We start from the raw sequence: 20,989 nt of genomic DNA, 5'->3' as shown, positions 1-20,989 counted from the left end.
CCCCCCCCCCCCCCCCCCCCCCCCCCGCCGGCCCGGCCCCGGCCTGCTGGCGACCTCCGGCCGGCATCGGCCGGGCCGGCCGGCCACGCTGACGGACGACAAGACCCTGAAGACCTCGGGCTCTGCCCCGAACCCCGGCCCTCCTCAGAGATCAGGTCCGGATCCCCTCATCGGGCACCACAAGGGCTACCAGCCTCCCGGGACGGGGCCAAGGTCGTTCGTCCGGTAGGGCGCTCCACCTTGTCCCCGTCCCGGGAGGCTGGACGGTCTACGACTGCCCGACGAGGAGATCCTCCCAGGACCGCTGGCACGACTTACCTGTTCTACTCTCGCCCCGTGCCCCAGCGACTCTTTGCCCGCATCGCCGTAGTTAGCTCGGTGCTGGTCGGTGTTCTGGTGCTGTGTGGTCTGGCGATTCTGCTACTCGCCGAGCCGATTAAGAGCCCGGGTGTTCGTGAGACCGAGTGCACGGATGCCGATCACCGGTTGGCCGAGCAGTTGGCGCGAGACCGGGTGCTCACTTCTCCTCCACCGGGCACCACCGTCGACCGTATCGATCAGGCCCCGTGCGGAGATGAAAGCGACGATTGGGGGCGCGTTTCGGCGGACATCAGCTTGCCGCCCGGCACCTCCATGGATGCCGCCATCGACCACTACCGCACCTTGCTGATGGCGGGTCGTTGGAGGATCGTGCCGGGTCCAGATCCAGCAGATCGGTTGTGCGCCGACCGGGCGACGAGCGGGCGACAGGTGCGTCTGCTGCTGGTCTACGGGCGATTCCCGCCGGGTCTGCACACCTACGGCAAGATTGGGATTGAGATCAGCTTTCTGCCTGGCGGGGAGGATCTTCGCTGCCACAGCTGAGGGGCCGCCCCAGCTAGGAATTCCCGGGCGGCTTGGGCCATCCACGGGCCACACGACGGTGTCACCAGGGGTCAAACCAGGCCGCTGCGGACCTTGCCGATGACGGGAAACGCCGTGCCCGGATGCGATCTTGTGCGATTCCCAAGCTGACAGTCGGCCCGTGCCCGCGTGCCCGTTGGGATGGGCGACGGCGGTCAACGACGGTCAGCTCCTGGACGTGGCGGCCAGCACGGCGAAGCAGGTCAAGCCATCTCCGGTGTCACCTATTGGTGCAGCAGACCCCTCGGTTGGTCGAAGTACCCGTACCACCAGTCGAAGCCACCCCGAACTTCGTTGAGGTCGGCTTCCATCAGGGCGTGAAGACGGTTCACGCGGTCTACCGCAGTGCGTACTCGCTCGTTGTGAGGGGCCACCTCAGCATTCTCGCTCCACGACAAACAGGTGGATCCGGATCAGGCCTCGCGGCCGTGGGCCGCCCGCCGGCTGGGGTGACCCTATGGGTTCGGGTCGCACCGCTGCGCGGGAGCCAGCCGGGTCGTACGCTGCGGGGCACGGAGACCTTCGGCATCACGGGCGGTGGCACCAGAGCACGCCACCTGCCCCTCGCCACGCGATCACTCGGTGACAGCCGACAGGTGCGGCGGTTCGCCGCCGGTCTTGAGGAAGGTGACTGCCAGTCGTATTGCCGTTTCGGGCCGAAGTTGTAGGTGTTCGGCCGGGTACTCGGTGGGCACTCCGCCGAAGTCGAATTGGAGTCCCTTGGTCGGGGTTTCCGCTGTGGGGTCGTTGAGGTAGCCGCCGTCGTCGGCGATGTGTACCGCGAAGGCGTGGGTGGGGTGACCAAGGCCGATCTGGATGCCGGGTGGCAGGTCGTCGAGGTCGTCGTTGGTGTCGCTGAAGATGGTCAGCACGACGGGCTCGCCGGCCTGCTGGATCTCGCGAAGGAGTGCCTCCAGGGCGTCGGGGTCGGGCAGTTCGACCTCGTGGTTGTCGCGATGGTCGCCCCGGTCGTAGGTCCAGGTCACCTTCATGCGATCGCCTTTCCGTTTCCGGTATAGGTACGCCAATGGCGTACCTGCCCGTCATCGTCGCGTACGTAGACGGCCAGCTGCGCGCCGGCCGGCAGCAGTCGGGAGAGGATCTTCTCGCAGCCGTAGGGGGTGTAGTCGCAGGGCGGATTGTTCGTTACCACAGCCGCCTGGGTGACGTGGTCGCGGCGCATCCGGGCGGCAAGCTTGGCCTCCAGATGGTCGGTCGTGGTGGCGATGAGCTTGTAGGCCGGCTTGAGGTCGGCGGCGGCGGGGTCACGGCCAGACCTCATCGATATCCGCTCACCACCGATCAACGCCACACCGGAGGTAGGGTCTTTCGCTTGCCGTCGAGGCAGGTCCCGAGCGGCATCGGTCAACCCTTCGGGCAGCGGACCGGGTGGAGCCGGCGCTTTCGTTGCGCTCGTGTCGCGTGTGGCGGGCGGTCGGCTGATGTCGCTGCCACCGCCCACGGTCATTTTCCCAGTTCACCGACTTGCCGAGCCTGTGCCAGCGCGGTGTCGACGTGCTGTCGGGCCTCGGTCCCGCGGGTCCGGACGGCCGCTAGGACCTGCAGCACCTGCTGCAGCCGCGACAGCGTGGGACCGGGCTGTCCTCCCTGCAACGCCGCCGTGACCAGCCGTCGCGTGTCGTCGACCGCGGATCCGGCCGCAGCGACATGGCCGTCGACGGCGGTCAGCGCGGCCACGACCGGCGTGAGCGCAGCGACCGTCTCCTGCAGCGACGGCTGCTGCGGCACAGCGCTCAGCGACCGCGACGCCTCACCCAGGACCCCACCGGCCTGCGCCAGCCGAGACCGAGCCTGCCCGAGCCCTTCTCGCACGCGAGCCAACCCCACAGCGACGCCGGCGAAGCCGGAGACCACCGCCCGGCTGGTGATCTGCTCGATCGCATGGTCGACAGCGCCGGCCTCCTGCTGCGCCCGGTCCACACCCGCCGCCATCGCCCGCAAGTCGGCACCAATGCTGTCGGTTAGCGACATCGCGTCACCCTCCGGCCCCGAGTCCACAGAACCGTGGAAGCGTAGAAAGCAGCGCCGATGGAACACAACCAATGCACAAACGGCTTCCGGGTGGGAGAACTGATTTTTTAAGAACAGCAGGCGTCAGTCCTTGTCTCTGCCTGCATCAACACGTTGGGCGTCCCGATGCCTTGGGGCTCTCCCGGTGGCGGCGCGTCTTCGTCCGGTCGGACCGGCGGCCGTTGGCCACGAGGTCTTGCCGGAGGGTGTCGGATCAGTGGATCCGGGCCGCCGACGCAGCTCCAGGTGTCGTTCCAGAGCGCGGAGACGGGCTATGACCGGTCGGCGGGAAAGAACGGATGGGGTAGCGCTCCGTGAGGATGGCGCCTGTGACCCCCGGTGCGCCAGGTGAGGGCTTGCTCGGGGCCGGCCTCGACCAGCACGTACGGCCAGTTCTAAGCCCAGCCCCCTCGAACGCCTCAACCTCGCAGGCCTCGACACCTGACGCATGGTTCGCCGTCGGGACCCGCAACCGGACATCGAACCGTGTCGTTTGCTGGGGTGGACCCGGAGGGTCGGGTGACTGTCTGGGTGTCTGCTGCCGATGTCATGGCCAGCTAGGAGTAGGACGCCCCGGCTCTCGCTGATGACCGCTGTATCAGCACTGGATGGAGACTTGCGACCAGATCGCCCTTTCCGAAGTTGTGGTTACTGAACCGCGGCGGGTCCACGCCCCTGACCAGCACGAGCGAAAAGGGTGATGCCCGGTGGGCAGCCTGTGGGCCGGCGTCGATGTCGGCAAGACCCATCACCACGTGTGCGTCGTCGACGACGACGGCACCGTGGTGATGTCCGAGAAGATCCCGAACGACCAGCACGCCATCTCCGGCATCGCCGGGCGGCTCGGGAAACGCCGTAAGCCGCTCCGCTGGGCCGTCGACCTGCGCGGCGGACCCGCGTCGCTGTTGCTGGCGGTCCTGTTCGACCGGGGCGCGGACGTGCGCTACGTCAGCGGCACGGTCACCTCGCGGATGGCGGAGGCGTTCCACGGCGAACGCAAGACCGACGCTCACGACGCCTACGTCATCGCCTAGACCCTGCGCATGCGCGCCGATCTACCAACCCTCACCCTCGCAGACGGGGTGCAGCAGCAGCTGAAGCTGCTCGTCTCCCGCCGCCTCGACCTGGTTGCCGACCGGGTCCGCATCACCACCCGTATCCAGGACCTCCTGACCATGATCAGCCCTTCCCTGGAGAAGGCGCTGAACCTGCGCAGCAGGGGTGCGCTCCGGCTCTTGGCGCAGTGGCAGACCCCCGCCGGGCTGCGCCGTGCCGGTGAAGCCCGCATCCTGGCCTACCTGCGCCAGCACAGCGTCCAGGCCGCCAAGGCACTCACCGCCAAGGCCCTCACCGCCGCGCGGACGCAGACCGTCGCCGTCGCGGGAGAGGCCACCGCGGCCGGGATCCTGGCGCAGATGGCCACCGACCTGGAAGCGGTCAACGACCGCATCACCGCCATCGAGGAAACCATCGCCGTAGTTGTCGCCGAGCACGAACTTGGGGAGATCGTCACGAGTCTCCCTGGTATTGGCACCACTCTCGCCGCCGAGTTCCTCGCCCACGCCGGCACCCTCGCCAGCTACGCGAGCCCCGCCGCACTCGCCGCGCACGCCGGCCTCGCACCGATCTCCCGCGACTCCGGACGCAGGCAGAGCCACCAGGTCCGGCCCCACCGCTACCACCGCGGCCTACGCCGGGTGTTCAGCATGTCCAGCTTCACCGCGCTGACCCACTGCCCACGATCACGCGCCTACTACGACAAGAAGAGAGCCGAAGGAAAGGCCCACCGCCAAGCCACCGCCGCCCTGTCCAGACAACGCCTCAACGTTATCTGGGCCTGCATCCGCGACAAGACCCCTACCAGCCCAAACAACCAAGATCAGCAGAGCTGGCGCCATGCGAACTCGCGTAGAGACTCCTGAAGGTTGACGACAGCGGCAGCCGACAATGGCAGCCGCTGGGCGGCCACGGACGGAGAACGCATGCGTACAGGGGCAGACGCTGACGCTCGCCCTGCGGGCGGCCTCCGGCCGTCCTCGGGCGGCGCAGCGCCGACGGTCCGGACTACCAGTCACGCCAGCGATCGGTGATCTCCCACCGCTTGAGCCCGTTCCTGGCTGCCAGGGCATCGACCTCAACGCCCACACCCGTAAGCACCTCGTCGATGTAGGCACACAGCTCCTCACGCTCACCGGTCTCATAACCAGAGCCGTTGTGGGTCTCGTTTACACCGTTGAGCGCTATGACGACCCGCTCTACCGCTTCAAAAACAGCGGCGTCTGAACTCAGGTCGATCTGTGTGAGCGCCTGCTCAAAGCTGTACAGCGCAGCGTCGGTCGCAACGATGAGTGAGTCCGGGAAGAGAGACAAGGCCCAGGCTTCGCGCTCTTCCAACACCCCGTCGCGAAGCTGGGCGGCCTGCTCGTCGACGTAACAGCGCCATCTAACGGTAGGTCGGTCAGCCATGACGGCAGAATGTCAGAGCTGTGCGACAGGCAGACCCCGAACGATCGCAGGGCGATCGGCTGCCGCGCCACTGGGTACCGGGGTCCAGGCGCGCGGAGGACCGGCGATACGGCGAGCCGCCCCCGGCCGGAAGGCCGGGGGCGGTAAGCCGTACCCCGCCGGACAGCCACGCGCCCGCCGCGCAGCCGTGCCAGACACGTGCCAGTAGCCGGTGTCCCAGGCGGTCAGCAGCGGTCATGATCGGTCACCACGGCACCGCCGCTGACCAGGCGTTCCGGACAGATCAGGTCAGCCGAAAACGATCTTCCAAACTGAGGCTCCCAAGCGCAGTGCGCGGCCCGAGGGACGCTGACGTCGGGCCATGCTGGGTGTGAGGCCAGCCACAAGGCGGCCCGAGGCGTCCACGCGCACCAAACCCGTCTGTGCGAAACCCATGTGCGACAAGCGGGCGGCCACTAGTGGGATTCTGGGGTCAACGAGGGACAGACCGGACAGACGGCGTTTCGGGCACAACGCAGAAGCGCCGACCGGCGTTTCCGCAGGTCGGCGCTTCTGTAGCCCGGCGAAAGACTATGTGGCCAGGGGTGGGGTCGAACCGCCGGCCTTCCGATTTTCAGTCGGAAGGTCTGATGGGCTGCCCGGGAGGTTAGGCCAGCTGTCGGGCGCGGGTGGCGGTGACCGTCGCGGTGCCGCTGTTGGACAGGCCGGAGATCAGATACGCCTGGTAGGTGCCGTCCGTCAGCACCGTCCACAGGTCCGGGGTGCCGTCGGCGTTGATGTCGGCGGCCTGCAGCGTGCTGATCGCGACGCCGGTGTTCCAGTTCGCCGCCACCTGGTACTGGGTGTGGGTCAGCGTGCCGGTGCCGTCACCGTTGTCGATCATGGTGACTCCGGTCCACAGGTACAGGTCACCGGTGCCTGCGTTGCGCAGGAAGAGCGCAATCCCTGAGGCGGTTTCGGTGCTGGCGAGGCTCCAGTTCTGCCAGTCGGTCCCGCCGGTCGGCGTGGGGTTGGTCAGCCCGGTGACGCCGTAGTAGAGGCCCGGCGCGAAGTAGTTGGGGTGGTAGCCGAGCCGGTAGCCGTTGGTGGCGTCACCGGCGATGCCGAGCAGGTCCGGGATGCCGGTGTCGACGCCGTCAGCCTGGAACGCGTTCACCAGTTGCAGCGGGCTGTTGCCGTTGGCGTCGATCAGATTGTCGTAGCTGATCGAGAACTGGTTGCCGCTGAGCGCCGGGTTGGTCATCGTGCCGTCCCCGGCGCCGCGGATGACGCCGCCGATGCCGGCGGCGGTACCGGTCGGGTAGTAATACAGGAAGTCCTGGCGGTCGACGCCGGTGAAGCGCCCGGTGATGACCTGGGCACCGTCGAAGTCTGTCGGGGCGTTGTATTCGGTGACGCCAGTGCCGCGCAGGCCGATGTTGCTGGCCGGTGTCTGCACCTCGCCGGTGCCGACACCAGTCTTGCGGGACTTCACACCGAGTGCCGACCAGACGCCGGAGCCGAGGCCAGTGCCCGGACCGCCGACGGCGACTAGGTCGGGCACCCCGTCGCCGTTGAGGTCCTTGTCGACCGGGCCGGTGGTGACGGTGGGCGTGGGCTTCGCTGCGGCCTGGGCTGGCAGGGCCGGGGCCAGCGCGGTCAGCGCGAGCGCCACGGGCGCGGTCCAGGCGAGCATGCGACGGGAACCGAAGGAATTAATCAAGGGTTCCCCCGTCCTGTAAGGAACTTGCCGCTCGGACGGTACAGGACTACGGCAACTGCCAGCACCAGCCTTCGCCAGACCAGCCCTCCAGCCGATCGGCCCCGTCACCGCCTCGGCGCCCGCCACCGCCGGCCCCGTTCGTCTGGGGTTCGGGGTCCGATGCAGGGAGTTGGCAGTGCAGCCATCACACAGCCAAGCCAGCCGACGGTAGCGGATGAACATCGGCGGCAGCCGACAGATCAAGCAGGCCAGCCAAAATGGGCGACACTGGCCGACAGACGGCTCAATCTTTCAAGGCAGGGTAGTCCACGCACCTGCAGCTCGCCCTGCGGGCCGAGCCGACCCTGGCGTCGGTCAGGTGTTGTGCAGTGCGGTGGCGGCGGCGCGGGCGATGAGGCGCCCAGCGTCGGCGGGGTTGCCGAGAACGGTGGTGTGAGCGCCGCCCAGTGGGCGGGAGTCGGGCGGGCCGAGCCAGAGCAGCCCGCACCCGGCGCGGACGAGACGGTCCAGGCGTGCCTGGCCGTCCATGATCTCGGCGGCGGTGAACTCGCCGTCGCTGACCACGACGAGCAGCCGCGCTCCGCCGCGCGGGCCGGCTAGGCCGAGGGCCGCGTCGAGAGCATCCACCGCCAGGGGAAAGCCCTGCGTGTGGCCTTCCTTACTGAACAGGCGGACCTTCTCCGGTGGCTGGCCAGGACGGGTCACGGCCGTGACGTACCGGCCGAAGGTGACGGTGGCGCTGGTGCCGCCAGCCCAGGCGGTGGCCTGCGCGGTGATCCACGCCGCGGAGGCGATCGGCCCGGCGAAGGCGCCTACCGATGGCGAAACATCGGCGACGATGCCGACGTGGATCGGCGGCTGGGGCACGCGGCGGCGCTCGGTACGCCGCCACGGTTCGGACGTGGGGATCTGACCGGCGGCGCGTTGGGCGTCGGCGGCGAGTGCGGCACGGGTGACGAGCCGCCCGGGTGGCGTCACCGAGGTGGTGACCGTGTCGGTCGGTTCCCGGTAGGCGGCCTGCCGCAACGCGCGGGCGAGCTGCCGGGCGGCGGCACGCTCGTCGTCAGTCGGCGGCCGGGTCCGGTGCGCGGGCGGTCGCGTGCGGATTAACGGGGAGCCGTTGGTGCTCGCGCCCCCGCCGCTGCCCGCACCGCCGCCGTCGCCGAACACCGCGTCGGCCGCGTCGTGGGACCGTTTCCGCTGGTTAGCCTCGGCCTGGCGCTGCTGGGCCCGCTGTTGGGCGCGGGCGGCGGCAGCCGCCGCGGCCTGGGCGGCTTCGGCGTCGTGGATGGCCACGGCACCGACGACGGAGGTGGCCGCGCGGCGCAGCACGCCCCCGCCCGCGGGGCTGCTGCCGCTGCCCTGACCGGCACCGCCCCGCCCCGCGCTGCCAGAGCCAGCTTGGGCGGGTCCGGGCGCGGCGTCGGGGTCGACACCCAAGGCGCCGCACCAGCGTCGGCCGAGGTCGAGCATGGCGTCCGTGTCGTCGTCGGGCACCTGGTGGGCGGCGCGCCAGATCCGGGTGAGGGTGCCGAGCAGAACCGGGCGCAGAATCCGGGCGACCGCCCTGCGGAGCTGGTCGGCCTCGTCGGAGTCGATGACACCCGCGTCGACGCGGCCGAGCACGAGCGCTGCGCTGGCGGCGGCAGCCCACGGGTCATCGGTCGTGGGAATGTCGTCGAGCATGATCTTGGTGACGGCGGCGCGGAGCCACCGGCGGTCACCGGGCCTTCGGCGCAGCTGGGCGGCCTCGATGCGGGACTCCTCCAGCAGCGCGGCGGCCTCGGCTACCCGGGCGGGTCCGGTACCGAATTCCCAGCGGGTGTGCTGGGAGTGCGCGGCCTCGTGCACCAACAGTCCCCACGCGACCGGGTATCTCTCCCGCGCGTCGGGATCATGCGGGTCCACCATGCGGGGATCGATGCCGAGGTACGTGCCATCGATCTCGACGGTGGCACGTTCACGAATGAAGCAGGCCGGGGCGCCCCCGCCGGCGCCGGGTTCGATGACGACGAGCAGGTCCTCGCGGCCGGCGATCGGTGGGATGTGCGCGCTGAGCGCGGCCGACATGCGCAGCCACGCGTGGTCAGCCGGCAGCGCGGTGGCCGCGGCGTCCGGGTCCGGGTTGAGGTGTTTCGACAGCGACATGCTGGTGCTCCTTCCTGGGTTAGAGCTGGTTGCCGAGGGCGAGGGGCAGGATCTTGGCCTTGCCGAAGGCTTGGCAGACGGCCTTGTGGACCACCTCGCGGTCCTCGACCGGGGCGAGGCCGATCAGGTTGGCCATGGCGGTGTCGATCCCGAGCACGTCGGTGATCCGTTTGAAGGCGAGCAGTTCCCGCAGTTGGGGCGCCCAGCCGATCTCGCCGCTGTCGTACTGGGTGGCGAGGTTGCGGGCGGCGCGGACCATGCGGGAGTCGACGCCGAGCGCCGCGGCCAGGTCGTAGTCGCTGGACACCTTGACCTGGGTGGAGAACCGCGACGCGAGGGCCTCGGTCAGCACGGCGCCGTGGACGCCCGGGTTATGGCCCGCGACGACGTAGAAACCGGAGGCGGCGGTGACGACCCGGCCGGCGGCGGCCTTGAGGATGATCTGCCGGCGGCCGTCCATGGCCGGGTAGACCACGGCGAGGACCTTCGGCTGGATCAGAGTGGCGTCGTCGATGAACAGCACCCCGCCGGCTTCCATCGCCCGCGGCAGCGGTCCGGGAACGAACTCGTAGCCGCCGCTGTCGGTCGGCACATAGTCCCCGACGATGTCCCCGACGGTGGTGTCGCCATCTCCGGGCACCGTGTACAGGTCGGCGCCGAACGCGGCCTCGATCAGCGAGGTCTTGCCGGTGCCGGGCGGCCCGTACAGCAGCACCGGCACGTCGGCGTCGCGCAGGTCGCGCAACACGTCGACATCGGGGCGCTTGGCCAGCAGCCGCGGGTAGTACAGCTGCCCGTTCGGGCGTCGCACCGGCCCCGTGGTCGGCCGCTTCGGTGCGGGTGCCGTGGGTGTGGCCGGTCGCGGGCTCGCGGCGGCCGGACGAATAGCGCTGGCGGCCGACGCCGCCCCCGGACGCGGGGCGGGGGTCGCCGGTCGGGTGGCGGCCGCAGGTCGGGCGGCGGGCTGCGACGCGGGCGGCACCGGCGTCGGGTTCGCCCGGTGCTCGGCCGTCCCCGCCGGGGTGATGCGGTACTGCTTGGGCGAGCCCGGGAGAAGCTCGGCGTGGCCGCGCTCGGCGAGCCGGTCACAGGCCTGACCTATCGCGCCGGAGGACCGGCCGGCCAGAATCGTGGCGATGTCGCCGACGTCCATGGCGACGCCAGCGCGGGCCAGGACGGCGAGGACCTGGTTCTGCAACTCGCCGGCGCGCAACCTCGGCAGCCCGCTGACCGCGTTGATCCCGCTGCTGGGCGCGGAGCCGCTGGGCGTGGCGGGCGTACCCGCTGTCGGTGTGGTCATCGCCGGTCCCCTGACGCCGTCGCTCGGTGTAGCGGGGACACGACTACCGCCGTCCGCTGCGGTGATCAAGTCGCGGTCGGGGCCGGTGTGCTCTGGTGCGGCTTGAGGTTGCATCCGTTGTTCCTCCTGACAAAGGGGCGGGAGGTGGCCACGCCTCCGGCGCGGCCACCTCCCGGTTGGGAATGGGGTTGGTGCCGCCGAACCGCCGCGAAAGGGGGGCGGGGCGGACAACCGGAGGCGGTCGCCGGAAACGGGCGTCGGTCAGCTACGGATGACGCCGCGCAAACAGGTGGAGCGGGTGCCGCTCGCGCCGCACGCCGAGGCGTCCGAGCGCGGAGCGGGTCATGTTGTTGCGACTGGTAGGCGTGAGCGGGGCGGTCCCGGCCTTACGCGGTCTGCCACATCCAGCGGCCGCCGACGCCGTTGAGGCCGTCGCGCGTGCCACGCGACACGACCGTCCCGCGCTCGTCGATGACCTCAATGCGCCAGAACACCGACAGGCTCGACGGGTACGCGCGCTGCACATGCTGGTGCACCGCGGTGAGGCTGGGGAACCGGGTTCCGACACCGGCTGGCACCTCGGTGATCGGGTGAACCGTCGGGTTGCCCTCCAGGTACCGGTTCCCTCGGATGGATACAGCAACGATTCTGAACATGTCGTCCCTTCCTCGAGAGCGTGCAGGCCCTGCCTCCAGGGCTTGGGGTTGCGCCGGCTGTGCTCGCCGCGCGGACGGCCCCCGGCATGCCGGACGAGTTCGGCCGTGGGCGCGGCGACCCCGGCCGTGACCTGGAGGCCTAATTGGCCCACTCCTCCCACGTCCAGGTGCTGGCGCCGACGGCGAACATGTCGTCGTCGTCCGGTGCGATGACTTCCCGGACGCCCTCGTCGTGCAGCAGGAGCACGTCGCCGCTGGCGAGTAGCTGTCCGGGCATGGAATCGGGCTGCGCGCCGCTGCGGCGCCACTGCTCGTCCCGGTCAGCCATCAGCCGAGTGACCACGTCACGGGTAAAGCGGGGCTTGGCCCAGCCGTTCCAGTGCTGTGGCCCGATCTGGCAGGGGTAGGGCCCGCCGTGCGCGCCGGCGATCCGGACCACCGCGGGACGCCAGGTCGAGAAGTCGGCGGCGCGCGTGCCGCCGGGGGCGAGCTGCCGTGCGGCACCGGTGGTGACCGCGGTGGCCAGGAGCGCGGCGATGGCCCAGTAGGCGCGCTCGATCGCTGTGACGGTGTCGGCGACGACGCCGCCGAGGTAGTCCGGGTCCTGGCTGATCGTGTACCGCAGGTCGGGGTCGGCGATGCCGCTGACGTGCTCGATCAGGACCGCGCACAGCCGGGCGCACCTCGGGTCGGTCGTGGCGACGCGCGGATCGGTGAGGAGGGAAGTTTCGTCGAGGTCGTAGCCGAACTGCGTGGCGACCCGCACCAGCGGGCTTTGCGACGGAGGCATGGGTATCTCCCCAACAAGGATTGCGGCGACCACGAAGACGGGGCCCGCTCCGCTGGACGGCAGCGGGCGGGCCCACCCCTCGGGGCGCCGGGTGAACAAAGGGCAAGCGGGAGTGACCTGGGCATCGCGGTGCCGGTTGTCGAGGCGGTGCTGCGGGCCGTCGGACCCGAGGCGACCGAGGGCGGTGGCGGAACCGCTCGCCATCCGGCTGACGCGCCGCAGGTCTGCTGGGTCAGTCAGAGACCGGGGTGTGGGTGATGTGGCTCGGGTCGACAACGGTGCAGAAGCTGCGGTGGACTCCCCGCCAGTAGCAACCGTTGTCGCCGCCGAGCTGGACGAGGGACACCTTGTCGCCGGTGACGCGCAGCACGACGTGAAGCTGCCCGGTGGGCAACTTCCAGCCGGGTCCGGCAACTGTGACGACGCTGCCCGGTCAGAGAATGGTGGAGTTGGCCTGGGGGATGGTCCGGGTGCTGTCCGGCTGGCCGGCCGCGGTGGTGGCGGTGGTGTCCGGTGCCGGCTGGAACATGTCCTTGGGTGCCCGGATAGGGCGCCCGCCGGTCACGGGAGCGGCGATGAGGTTGACGCGGTGCACCTCGCGCACGCGATAGACGACAGTCTCCTCGCCCGGCCGGGCGAAGGCCGGGTCGATGATGACGAGGTCATCCCTGGTGAACATGTGGCTGGGCATGGGAAGAGACACTCCTTGGTGATCTTGTCGGGCAAGGCAAAGCCCCACGCATGACGCGTGGGGCGGGTCGATTGCGAGTCGCACGGGATGTCGACGGCGGCGCTCGTATTCGGTTGTCGGGCCGCAGGATGAATCGTGGGACTTGGGTTGGCTGGGCGCCGTGTGTCTGGCTATGGGTGTGCGAGCAGCGGCTGAACGTGCGCGCAGTACTCGTACCCCTTGTCCCACGGGAACCGGCCCTGCTTGTCCGGCCACACGATCTGCTGCAGGTGCACGCGATCCTTGCCGTACCGGGCGTAGGCCACCCCGGGATGCAATGCCGCGGTGGCTGGCCCTTCGACGATCACCGCGTCGTAGCCGACGATCAGGTCGTCGACGGTTTGACCATGGGTTAGCGGCTGCGCTCGGCGGTACACGCGTCGGGCCATGTCGTTGAGGAGTTCGTGCGCGATGAGGGGATCCAGTCCGGCGATGACCAGCTCGGGGAGATCGCGCTCGGTGAGGCCGACGGTGTAGGCGAACGGGGTGTCGGCCTCGTCGGGATCTGGCATGACGGCGGTCACCGACCAGCCGATGTCGTCGATATGCTTCTGCTGCTGTCGGAAGAGCTCGTCGAGGGATGGCATGTCGTTCTCCTTCTGATGGTGGTTATCGGGCGAGGGTGGAGACGGCGTCGCCGTCAGACCGCGAGGCGCAAGGCGGCCATGGGCTGCCGGCGGGGCAGCGGTATCGGCGAGGGCCGCGTCACCGCCGGTGTGGGTCGGAACCAGCCGGCGAACTTCTGCGCGACAGCGGCGACGGCGGGCACGCGGGCGCGTCCTGGCGTGACCCGCTGCGGACGGACGGCGGCGTGCTGCGCGCGCCGTGCGTCGCGTAGCGGCGGGCAGGGGTACGCCTCGTGGACGCAGCGCAGGTTGGCACACCGGCCGGGGTGGGCCGGGTCGGGTTGATGCGCGGCGGCGACGCGGACGGCCATGCGCCAGAGCAGGACGTCCGTGACGTCCTCGGGCACGTCGGCGGGAGTGGTGGGCAGCATCGGGGCGGGTCCTCTCGACGAGCGGATCGGGGTGGTCACCACCCCGCGGGCCGTCTTGGCTTGTGGCCTGGGAGCCGTCCTACCCGCCGTCCAGTCCGCGCGATGGTGACCGCACCGATCGACGCTCGACTCTGCGAACAGATCAAGTCGTCCACAAGTCGTCGACGGGCCTCCGGCGTCCCCTCGCGCCTCCCGGGCCGGCGTGCTCGCCGCGTCGCGGACCACACCGGGTGGCCCGGTGCGCAACGGCGGCTCGACGAGCTGATGGTCCTCAGCCCAGGCGGCGACGCAGGACAGCTATCGCCAGGCGAGGCCACCTGCTTCTGCCGCTGCCGCCGGACGGCCCCGCTGAGGTCGTCGGTTCTCGCGACGAAGGCGACGGCGGGCGCCAGAGCGTCGACCCGCCGTAATGCGCGCCGGAAGGAGCGGTCGTCGGCAGGGTTCGAGGTTGCCGTAGCCGGTGGCCGGTGGCAGCCCGTCACGGCTGGGCCTGCATCGCAGACGCGAACGTCCAGCGCCACTGGTAGGCGCCGATGGCGTAGCAACCGTTCGCGTCCGGTGCTACCCGATCCTCCTCGACGACCCGGCCGCGATCACCGTCATCCTCTTCCCACTCGATGACGATGGTGTCGCCCGCGAACCGGAGCGTGGGGTGCTCGCCGGGCATGTCGCCGAGGTACAAGCTGCCGAGGTCGCGCATCATGTTCTGCACCGCCCCACGAGGGAACCGGCACACCAGCCCACCATCGAGGGCGGCGTATCCGTTGGCGACCATGGCGCGGTAGCTGCCATCCCCGACGGTGGGGGAGGTGACGGTGGCCGGCGTCCAGGTCGCGAACGATGGGGTGACGTCGCCGCGGCTGTACGACAGCAGATAGCGGCCGTCGGTGCCGTGACCGTCCGCTTCGGGATTCACTCCCAGCCAGTGCACCCGGTGCGTGCGGGCGTAGCGCAGGAGGCCGAGAAGGTGACGCTGCCAGAAGCGGCGCCGGGACAGCAACGGCAGGAAGCCATGCCCGCGGTCGGAGGGCGTGGGGTTGCCGGTAGCGCCGGTGGTGGTGTGGGTCCACGTTTCGGCGCGGGCGCGGTGCTGGGCGCCGTCCGCGTCGTACCAGATCGGCATACCGTTGGAGGACAGCCAATCGCCGTCATCCTCGCGTGACCAGACCAGGGCGGGCCCGTCCGACGGAAGGCCGGCGTGAACCTGCTGGCAGATCGTGCGACGGAGGGGCGCTGCGGCGGCGTGTTCGGCGAGGGGGAGGATCTCCTCCACTCGCCACCAGAGTCGACGTGTCATGGTCGGTTGGCTCCTTGCATAGGGGGACGGCCACCCGGGTGCCGCGCGGGACGCGGGCCGGGTGGCCGTCGGTGAAGGATTGGTGTTGGGTTCCGCCGTCGGTGGGCGCGAAACCGGTAGGTGTGGCGTGGCCTGCGGCGGCCGGGGCAGTGGGTTGCCGCTGCCGACCTCATGCGCCGCGCGGCCTGCCCACCGCCGCTGCCATCGCGGGCCTCCTGCCGTCCGGCAAGGGCGGCGGGCGGCGCGGTGGCGGCGGGGGTCGTCAACCAGCGGCGGCCGGTCGAGGCGCGCGACGGCGACGGTGTGCCGGTCGATGTCCCGCAGAGCGTCGTCGAGGCCCTCGGCGATGTTGGCGAGCAGGTCGCACACCGCGGCGAGTCTTCGGCGTCAGCAGCCCGGCCGGGACGGGCGCCCGCTGACACGGGCCGGCACACGGCCGGCGGCAGCGCAGGCCCCGGCCGGGGCGATCGCGTCAGGGTGAACTGTCGGATAGGCCGTCGTGGCTACGACGTTGGTGGTCGGGGGCGGAGGCCGGCGGGGAGACCTTGAGCGGGAACCGCACGCCGGACGGTTGTGCCCGTGACGCAGCTGCTCTCCCGGCAGATGGTGGGCGCTGGTGATGAGGGGTGGACTTCCCGTGCCCGGTCGCGCCGATGGTTTCGCTGGCTCACTGCGGCGTCGGGGTGGCCGGGGCCGGATCGGGGTGCTGTGTCAGCCAGAGCCGGGTCATGGCCCGCAGGTGCTCGACCTGCGCGGCTCGCCTGCCGATCAGCGCGTCGAGGCGAGGCCCCCGCGCCTGGAGCACGCCGGTGTAGTCGATGACCGGGATCCGGTCGTCGGGACCGGCGGCGAGGACCTGCTCGACGTCCCGCAGCGCGTGGCCGATGGTCGGGACGAGCCGGGCGATCTGCGCTTCGGTGCTGGCGAGCGAGGTGAGCGCGTCACGCAGTTCCGAGGCCACGGTCGGCTGGTCGATGCCGGCGGGGACGGCGTCCGCAAGCGCATGGGCGCTGATCCGTACGCCGCAGTACTTGAGGACGAGCTGGGTGTCGATCATGGGCTGCTTCCTGTCGAAGGTGCGGGTGAGAGAAGGGTTCGCGCTTTGGCGGTGCCGGGCGACTGTGCATCTGGTGTGAGGCGTCAGGGACCATGGACCCGGGTGAGGAAGTCCCAGTCCCGGCCCGTCCAGATCTCCTAGGCGGTGCCCGTCGGCTGGCGCTTGTGCCGGACGAACGCTCCGTCAGCAGCCAGCTATCGGATGGTCCTGGTCGCCGGCCGGCACACCGGGGGACGATGCGCGCGGCGCGGTCGAGGTCAGAGTCGGTCTGCGGCGTTCCGGTGCCGTTGATGAGCAGGTAGATGGTGGCCTCGTCAGCGACGGTGTCGACCCGCGCCCGCACGCAGGCCAGGTCCATCAGCCGGGCGATCCAGCGGGGTGGTGCAGGCCGGTCACGCGGACGTAGGGACCGTCGTCGGTGTCGTCGGCGATGCGGATCCAGTCGGTGGGCAGCAACGAGGCAGGGATGGCCAGGTTGCCGTCCTGCCAGGCGAGGGCGGTTTCGAGGCGCTGTCGGCCGTCCACCACTGCGTAGGTGATGTGGGTGTCGGGGTCGTTGTCGTGCCAGGCGGCCCCGGTAGCGGTCGTTGAGGACGACGGCGGGGATGGGGACGCCCTGTAGCCCGGACCGCATGAGAGCGATGCGCTGGTCGTCGGTCCAGTGGCGGCCACGCTGGTAGGGGGCGTCGAGGATCATCTCGCCGCGACGAATCCGTTCGGTGTACTCGTCGATGGACCAGACGCCGAAGATGGTGGACAGCTTCGCCAGCGGGAACGCGGTTTGGCGATGACGGACGAGATGGGCTCCACCGGTACGGCCATACTGGCCCCATCACGGGCTGACTGTCCCTGCTCTCGGCTACCGAACGTAGTCTGCGCTGGTGCTTACCGAACGGCGATTGGCGCCGACCCCGCGCGTTGTTTACGGCAGATGTGCGCAGTCGCTGGTCAGTTGACGGTCACGACGACCTTGCCGAGGGCGCGTCCGTTACCCACGCGGGCCAACGCCTCGGGCACCTCGTCGAACGTGAAGGTGCGGTCGATGTGGATGGCGAGGTCGCCCGTGGCGCAGAGGTCGGCCACCGGTTCGAAGTGCGTCGGCCCTTCCTTGACGGCGAGCACGCCCAGCCGGCGGTGCGTGAGCCGGCCGGCCACCGCGCCGATCGTCAGTACGCGCAGCAGCGCCGAGACCGATCCGCCGACGCACCGGTAACGGCCGCCGGGGGCCAGTGCCCGGCGGTAGGCGAACACCGACCGGTGCGCGACCAGATCGAGGATGAGGTCGTACGGGCCGCTGCGGGTGAAGTCCTGGCTGCGGTAGTCGATCACCTCGTCGGCGCCGACCGACCGCATGAAGTCGAGCTTGCCCGCGTTGTCGACGCCGGTCACCTGGGCGCCGAGTCGCTTGGCGAGCTGGATCGCGAATGAGCCCGACCCTCCGCCAGCACCGTTGATCAGGACCCGCTTCCCGGCTGTGGCGCCCTCAGTTCCCTGCCACGCGATCACGCCCGCCTGCGGAATCGCCGACGCCTCGGCAAAGGTCAGTGCCGCGGGCTTGCGGGCCAGCACCGACTCGGGAGCGATCGTGTACTCGGCGAAACCGCCCTTGAGCATGAGGTTGTCGCCGTACACCTCGTCACCGGGTCGGAACCGGGTGACGGCCGGGCCCACCGCATCGACCCATCCGGCGATGTCCGAGCCGAGGGTTCGGCGTGCCGGGGAGCGCAGCCCACCAATGCGCGAATACAGGGGCGAGCCTTGGAGGGTCTCCCAATCGCTCAGGTTGACCGAGGTCGCCGCAATCTTGACGAGCACCTGCCGGGCAGCGGGACAGGGCTTGGGGACGTTCTCGATCCGCAACACGTCAGGAGGCCCGTACCGGTCGTACACGACCGCTCTCATCCGCGTACCCCTAGCCCTTGATGGAAGTAGGCCAGCCGCATTACCCGAGGCGTCCAGGGCCAGCAGGCTCCGCCTCTTGGTAGCACACAGAGACGAACGGCTGACTCACAAGGAGGCTGCCGGCGACCGCGGAGTAGGTGCCCGGGGACTCGGGTGGTGGCCGGTCGAGGACGAGTGATGAGTTCCGGTGCCGAGTCGTGTCTACTCCAGTGTTGAGCGCCCTGGCGGGTGAGCCCTTGCAATTGTCGGGCTAACGCCCGGCATGATGTCGGCCATGAGCCGCGTCGACTTGTACCAACGCCCACCAAGCCGCCGTTGGTACGCGGTGGCCGTGACGGTTGCGGTGCTTGGCCTGCTCACCGCAGCCGCCGTGCTCGCCACCGGGATCCGGTCATGGATCGGGGACTTCCCGACTCTGGGCGGTCACTACCGCAGTGACGAGTCGGTGCACGTAGACCTCCGGGCTGGGCAGCCGGCGGTGCTTTACGTCAGCCCGGACACGGCAGCGTTCGACTGGCGGTGCACCGCCGAGTCAGCCGGCTCGCAGGTCGCTATCACCGAGGCGGATACGTTCACCTTCTTCAGCGACGGACGGACGTGGGCGGCTCGGTACGAGCTCCAGGCCGAACGCGACGGGCGCGCGCAGCTCACCTGCGTCCCGATCGAGGGAACGGGTGCCGCACTGCTGGCGGTGGGCGACAAGCCCGACAACTTGCACCTCCTCCGCAAACTCGTGGGAACGATCGCGGCTGGCGCGTGCGTCGCCCTGCTCGGCCTTGCCCTTGGCGGAGCGCTCGCCCTGGTCGTCTGGAAGCGCTGGCAGGCCCACCGTTCATCGGCCGGTCCCGGTCTTGCCTGACCCGTGACCACCGCACCACACGACTCGCGGATGAGGGCAGGCGTTCAACGGTACTGCCTGTGTTGGGCGAGCGATTCACGGCATGATCGCCGATGTGGAGGCACGCTCATTTAGGTGGGCGGACTATGCCTTCGTGGCCGGTCTGGTAGGCGGGCGGTTTTCGAACTGGCTGGTATTCGCTGCCATCGGGCCGCTTCGAGTTGGGCCACAGGCGGAGTCTGTGGGCCAAGTGGGTGGGCGTCGCTGCGGTTGCGTCCGCTGTGGATTTCGCTGGCGCCTCGGCGAGGCTGGCAGCTTGCTGGGGTCTACTCAACGTCTCCGAGGCACATGATGTGCACGCCCTGATCGGCCGGCCAGAATGCGCCGTCGATCCGCGACCAGTCCCTTCCGCATGTGGTGCAGGTCCATGCCTGTCCGATGCCCGGTGCGCCGTAGTGGGCGACAAACGCAAGTGTTCCGGCTGCTTCGCAGTCGTGCTCGGGGCGGTGAACATTGGCACCGTCATCATCGACTCTCTCCACTACTTCCTCCGGTTACGTAGCTGATGGGAGTTGTTGGCTGTCGGGGGTAGCCTCCGGCGGGGCACTATTTCCCTGACGTCTACAGCAGGAATGCCAGGCCCCGAACGTGCCTAACGGCTGGCACGGACCTTGGCGGTGTTGCGTCTGGTGCCATCACCGTGCGCTTGTGCGGAGCGGTGCCCCTTGCGCGGCCATGAAGGGCACCGGGTCGATCGCGCCGGCGCCGCTGGCGTCGCCGCGCACGTGCACCTCGAAGTGCAGGTGCGGGCCGCTGGAGTGGCCGGTGGAGCCGACGACGCCGATGGACTGTCCAACGGTGACCTGCTGCCCGACCGTCACCACCGGCGGCTGATCCATGTGGCAGTACCGCGTCACGATCCCGCCGGCGTGGTCGATGTCGACGTACCAGCCGCAGCCGCGGGTGCGGACGGGGTCACCGTCGCGGTCACAGCCCCACTGCGCACCTGTGCTGGCGTAGACCGCGTTGCAGCGGACGGTGCGGACCGTGCCGGCGGACGCGGCGCGGATGATGGTGCCGCGCGGCGCGCTGAGGTCGACGCCGTCGTGGCCGGGCCGGTCACTGCTGCGGAACGCGGATCCGACCGTGGCGAGCACGGGCTGGGTCCACGGGCCGGCCGCCCCGCACCCGGCCAGGCCTGCCGTCGGCAGGCCGGCAGCGTCAGCGATCGCCGTGACGAGTTCGGTGGCGGGGCCCTCCCACTTGGCGTACGCGTCGGGATAGGCGCTGATCTGCACGGCCTGCGCCGCTTCGGTCAGCGGCATGGACTGCCAGCCGCCGATCGTGAGCAGCTTCGCGTAGAACCTGCCGGCCGCGTAGACCGGATCCTGGAGCTGCGCCGGGGAGCCCCAGCCCTGGCTGGGGCGTTGCTGGAACAGCCCGACGGAATCCCGGTCGCCTCCGGGCAGGTTGCGCAGCGTGCTCTCCTGCATGGCGGTCGCGACCGCGATGACCCAGCCGCGGGCCGCTACCCCGAGCTGGGCGCCGGTGGTGACGATCGCCGCCGCGTTGGCGACCTGGTCGCCGTTCCATGGGCCGATCGCCGGCCACGTCCCGGGCCCCTTCGCCACAGTGGCGGTAGGGCTGGCCGGTGCGACGGTGAGCGGTAGGCAGGCCTCGGCGGCGGCACCGCCGCCGAGGAGGCCCGCCAGCCCACCCGTGCACAGAACGAACACGGCGACGACGGCGATGATGATCGACACCAGGGAGCGGATCTTCATGGTGGCCTCCAGGGACTCATCGACGTGGCAGCGCCGATGGCGGTGGGGTGCGAGTGATGCTTCGCCGGCTGGACACCAGGTGACGCGGAGTGGACCTGCGGCTAGGCCCCGTCAGGTCTTGTCCGGGTGACCCTGCTTGTTGCACCTCGGGGAGGGGCAGCCGGCCCAGCGGTAGCCGAATGCGTTCGCCTGCGGGCAGCGCGACGCGTGAGCAGGTCATCGGGGCGTAACGGAAACTCAAATCCTGCGCATCTCCCGCGGCCGCGTCGGTTCGACGGGGGCCGGGGATGAGCGTGGCGGAGCAGCAGCGTCGCGGGGCCTGCCCCCGGCCCGCGATCGCGCCGGGTGGAGAAGCGGGCAAGGGTTGTGACTGACGCTGACAGGCAACACC

The 20,989-nt window shown here is 70.2% G+C and carries 20 protein-coding genes and 1 pseudogene; 3 read left to right on the top strand and 18 right to left on the bottom strand.

What is annotated here, in order from left to right; translation table 11 throughout:
* Positions 1–336 precede the first annotated feature (336 nt).
* On the top strand, positions 337–864 hold the full coding sequence (locus ACZ6O2_RS30110) for a hypothetical protein (protein WP_466025236.1): 528 nt from the start codon (positions 337–339) through the stop codon (positions 862–864).
* 614 nt (positions 865–1,478) lie between these two features.
* Here the strand turns inward: ACZ6O2_RS30110 and ACZ6O2_RS30105 are convergent.
* From ACZ6O2_RS30105 to ACZ6O2_RS30095, 3 genes are read right to left on the bottom strand one after another with little or no spacing between them, the layout of a single operon-like run.
* Positions 1,479–1,895, bottom strand: coding sequence for an Imm1 family immunity protein (locus ACZ6O2_RS30105; RefSeq protein WP_466025235.1), 417 nt, complete (start codon positions 1,893–1,895; stop codon positions 1,479–1,481).
* A complete protein-coding gene (locus tag ACZ6O2_RS30100; protein ID WP_466025234.1) occupies positions 1,892–2,371 on the bottom strand; it encodes a DddA-like double-stranded DNA deaminase toxin in 480 nt (159 codons plus the stop codon). Before ACZ6O2_RS30100 ends, ACZ6O2_RS30105 begins: the two co-directional genes overlap by 4 nt.
* Positions 2,368–2,895, bottom strand: a complete 528-nt coding sequence (locus tag ACZ6O2_RS30095; RefSeq protein ID WP_466025233.1) for a DUF6244 family protein — start codon at positions 2,893–2,895, stop codon at positions 2,368–2,370. The genes ACZ6O2_RS30100 and ACZ6O2_RS30095 overlap by 4 nt, the downstream gene beginning before the upstream one ends.
* A gap of 746 nt (positions 2,896–3,641) precedes the next feature.
* Between ACZ6O2_RS30095 and ACZ6O2_RS30090 the strand changes: the two are divergent.
* Positions 3,642–4,846, top strand: a pseudogene (locus tag ACZ6O2_RS30090) (IS110 family RNA-guided transposase).
* Between the two features lie 152 nt (positions 4,847–4,998).
* Here ACZ6O2_RS30090 and ACZ6O2_RS30085 read toward each other — a convergent pair.
* The 14 genes from ACZ6O2_RS30085 to ACZ6O2_RS30020 all read right to left on the bottom strand — a co-directional run bounded on the left by ACZ6O2_RS30085 (position 4,999) and on the right by ACZ6O2_RS30020 (position 17,979).
* The gene (locus ACZ6O2_RS30085; protein ID WP_466025232.1) at positions 4,999–5,400 is read right to left on the bottom strand and encodes a hypothetical protein; all 402 of its coding nucleotides are present in this window, start codon (positions 5,398–5,400) and stop codon (positions 4,999–5,001) included.
* 646 nt (positions 5,401–6,046) lie between these two features.
* Positions 6,047–7,075, bottom strand: a complete 1,029-nt coding sequence (locus ACZ6O2_RS30080; RefSeq protein ID WP_466025231.1) for a hypothetical protein — start codon at positions 7,073–7,075, stop codon at positions 6,047–6,049.
* A gap of 381 nt (positions 7,076–7,456) precedes the next feature.
* Positions 7,457–9,250 (bottom strand): hypothetical protein, encoded by a 1,794-nt coding sequence (locus ACZ6O2_RS30075; protein ID WP_466025230.1) that lies wholly within the window; start codon positions 9,248–9,250, stop codon positions 7,457–7,459.
* 19 nt (positions 9,251–9,269) lie between these two features.
* Positions 9,270–10,550: an AAA family ATPase gene (locus ACZ6O2_RS30070; protein WP_466025229.1), complete on the bottom strand. Its 1,281-nt coding sequence runs from the start codon at positions 10,548–10,550 to the stop codon at positions 9,270–9,272.
* Between the two features lie 386 nt (positions 10,551–10,936).
* Positions 10,937–11,206 (bottom strand): hypothetical protein, encoded by a 270-nt coding sequence (locus ACZ6O2_RS30065; protein ID WP_466025228.1) that lies wholly within the window; start codon positions 11,204–11,206, stop codon positions 10,937–10,939.
* Positions 11,207–11,345: 139 nt separating this feature from the next.
* A complete protein-coding gene (locus ACZ6O2_RS30060) occupies positions 11,346–11,996 on the bottom strand; it encodes a hypothetical protein (protein WP_466025227.1) in 651 nt (216 codons plus the stop codon).
* Between the two features lie 232 nt (positions 11,997–12,228).
* Positions 12,229–12,366 carry a hypothetical protein gene (locus tag ACZ6O2_RS30055; RefSeq protein ID WP_466025226.1) on the bottom strand — a complete coding sequence of 46 codons (138 nt, stop codon included), beginning with the start codon at positions 12,364–12,366 and terminating at the stop codon, positions 12,229–12,231.
* A gap of 63 nt (positions 12,367–12,429) precedes the next feature.
* Positions 12,430–12,687 carry a hypothetical protein gene (locus ACZ6O2_RS30050; protein WP_466025225.1) on the bottom strand — a complete coding sequence of 86 codons (258 nt, stop codon included), beginning with the start codon at positions 12,685–12,687 and terminating at the stop codon, positions 12,430–12,432.
* Between the two features lie 170 nt (positions 12,688–12,857).
* Complete coding sequence (locus ACZ6O2_RS30045; RefSeq protein WP_466025224.1) at positions 12,858–13,313, bottom strand: DUF4262 domain-containing protein; 456 nt, start codon at positions 13,311–13,313, stop codon at positions 12,858–12,860.
* A 53-nt stretch (positions 13,314–13,366) separates the two neighbouring features.
* The gene (locus tag ACZ6O2_RS30040; protein ID WP_466025223.1) at positions 13,367–13,723 is read right to left on the bottom strand and encodes a hypothetical protein; all 357 of its coding nucleotides are present in this window, start codon (positions 13,721–13,723) and stop codon (positions 13,367–13,369) included.
* A gap of 478 nt (positions 13,724–14,201) precedes the next feature.
* Positions 14,202–14,996, bottom strand: a complete 795-nt coding sequence (locus tag ACZ6O2_RS30035) for a hypothetical protein (protein ID WP_466025222.1) — start codon at positions 14,994–14,996, stop codon at positions 14,202–14,204.
* A 691-nt stretch (positions 14,997–15,687) separates the two neighbouring features.
* On the bottom strand, positions 15,688–16,077 hold the full coding sequence (locus tag ACZ6O2_RS30030; RefSeq protein ID WP_466025221.1) for a hypothetical protein: 390 nt from the start codon (positions 16,075–16,077) through the stop codon (positions 15,688–15,690).
* 357 nt (positions 16,078–16,434) lie between these two features.
* Complete coding sequence (locus ACZ6O2_RS30025; protein ID WP_466025220.1) at positions 16,435–16,605, bottom strand: hypothetical protein; 171 nt, start codon at positions 16,603–16,605, stop codon at positions 16,435–16,437.
* Between the two features lie 420 nt (positions 16,606–17,025).
* Positions 17,026–17,979 carry an NAD(P)-dependent alcohol dehydrogenase gene (locus tag ACZ6O2_RS30020; RefSeq protein ID WP_466025219.1) on the bottom strand — a complete coding sequence of 318 codons (954 nt, stop codon included), beginning with the start codon at positions 17,977–17,979 and terminating at the stop codon, positions 17,026–17,028.
* A 274-nt stretch (positions 17,980–18,253) separates the two neighbouring features.
* Between ACZ6O2_RS30020 and ACZ6O2_RS30015 the strand changes: the two genes are divergently transcribed.
* Positions 18,254–18,838, top strand: a complete 585-nt coding sequence (locus tag ACZ6O2_RS30015) for a hypothetical protein (protein WP_466025218.1) — start codon at positions 18,254–18,256, stop codon at positions 18,836–18,838.
* 674 nt (positions 18,839–19,512) lie between these two features.
* On the opposite strand, the gene ACZ6O2_RS30010 is transcribed toward ACZ6O2_RS30015, so the two are convergent.
* Positions 19,513–20,598 (bottom strand): M23 family metallopeptidase, encoded by a 1,086-nt coding sequence (locus ACZ6O2_RS30010; protein ID WP_466025217.1) that lies wholly within the window; start codon positions 20,596–20,598, stop codon positions 19,513–19,515.
* Positions 20,599–20,989 lie beyond the last annotated feature (391 nt).

This window comes from Micromonospora sp. NPDC048040, assembly GCF_055587185.1.
Note: the sequence above shows the minus strand (reverse complement) of the source record. Positions and strands in the feature narration are given on the sequence as shown.

Excerpts from the sequence above, each read along its gene's own strand:
- ACZ6O2_RS30095 (WP_466025233.1), bottom strand. The coding sequence starts at position 2,895 with ATGTCGCTAACCGACAGCATTGGTGCCGACTTGCGGGCGATGGCGGCG.
- ACZ6O2_RS30050 (WP_466025225.1), bottom strand. The coding sequence starts at position 12,687 with ATGCCCAGCCACATGTTCACCAGGGATGACCTCGTCATCATCGACCCG.
- ACZ6O2_RS30080 (WP_466025231.1), bottom strand. The coding sequence starts at position 7,075 with ATGCTCGCCTGGACCGCGCCCGTGGCGCTCGCGCTGACCGCGCTGGCC.
- ACZ6O2_RS30065 (WP_466025228.1), bottom strand. The coding sequence starts at position 11,206 with ATGTTCAGAATCGTTGCTGTATCCATCCGAGGGAACCGGTACCTGGAG.
- ACZ6O2_RS30045 (WP_466025224.1), bottom strand. The coding sequence starts at position 13,313 with ATGCCATCCCTCGACGAGCTCTTCCGACAGCAGCAGAAGCATATCGAC.
- ACZ6O2_RS30020 (WP_466025219.1), bottom strand. The coding sequence starts at position 17,979 with ATGAGAGCGGTCGTGTACGACCGGTACGGGCCTCCTGACGTGTTGCGG.
- ACZ6O2_RS30075 (WP_466025230.1), bottom strand. The coding sequence starts at position 9,250 with ATGTCGCTGTCGAAACACCTCAACCCGGACCCGGACGCCGCGGCCACC.
- ACZ6O2_RS30015 (WP_466025218.1), top strand. The coding sequence starts at position 18,254 with ATGAGCCGCGTCGACTTGTACCAACGCCCACCAAGCCGCCGTTGGTAC.
- ACZ6O2_RS30105 (WP_466025235.1), bottom strand. The coding sequence starts at position 1,895 with ATGAAGGTGACCTGGACCTACGACCGGGGCGACCATCGCGACAACCAC.
- ACZ6O2_RS30100 (WP_466025234.1), bottom strand. The coding sequence starts at position 2,371 with ATGACCGTGGGCGGTGGCAGCGACATCAGCCGACCGCCCGCCACACGC.
- ACZ6O2_RS30060 (WP_466025227.1), bottom strand. The coding sequence starts at position 11,996 with ATGCCTCCGTCGCAAAGCCCGCTGGTGCGGGTCGCCACGCAGTTCGGC.
- ACZ6O2_RS30070 (WP_466025229.1), bottom strand. The coding sequence starts at position 10,550 with ATGACCACACCGACAGCGGGTACGCCCGCCACGCCCAGCGGCTCCGCG.
- ACZ6O2_RS30010 (WP_466025217.1), bottom strand. The coding sequence starts at position 20,598 with ATGAAGATCCGCTCCCTGGTGTCGATCATCATCGCCGTCGTCGCCGTG.
- ACZ6O2_RS30030 (WP_466025221.1), bottom strand. The coding sequence starts at position 16,077 with ATGATCGACACCCAGCTCGTCCTCAAGTACTGCGGCGTACGGATCAGC.
- ACZ6O2_RS30040 (WP_466025223.1), bottom strand. The coding sequence starts at position 13,723 with ATGCTGCCCACCACTCCCGCCGACGTGCCCGAGGACGTCACGGACGTC.
- ACZ6O2_RS30085 (WP_466025232.1), bottom strand. The coding sequence starts at position 5,400 with ATGGCTGACCGACCTACCGTTAGATGGCGCTGTTACGTCGACGAGCAG.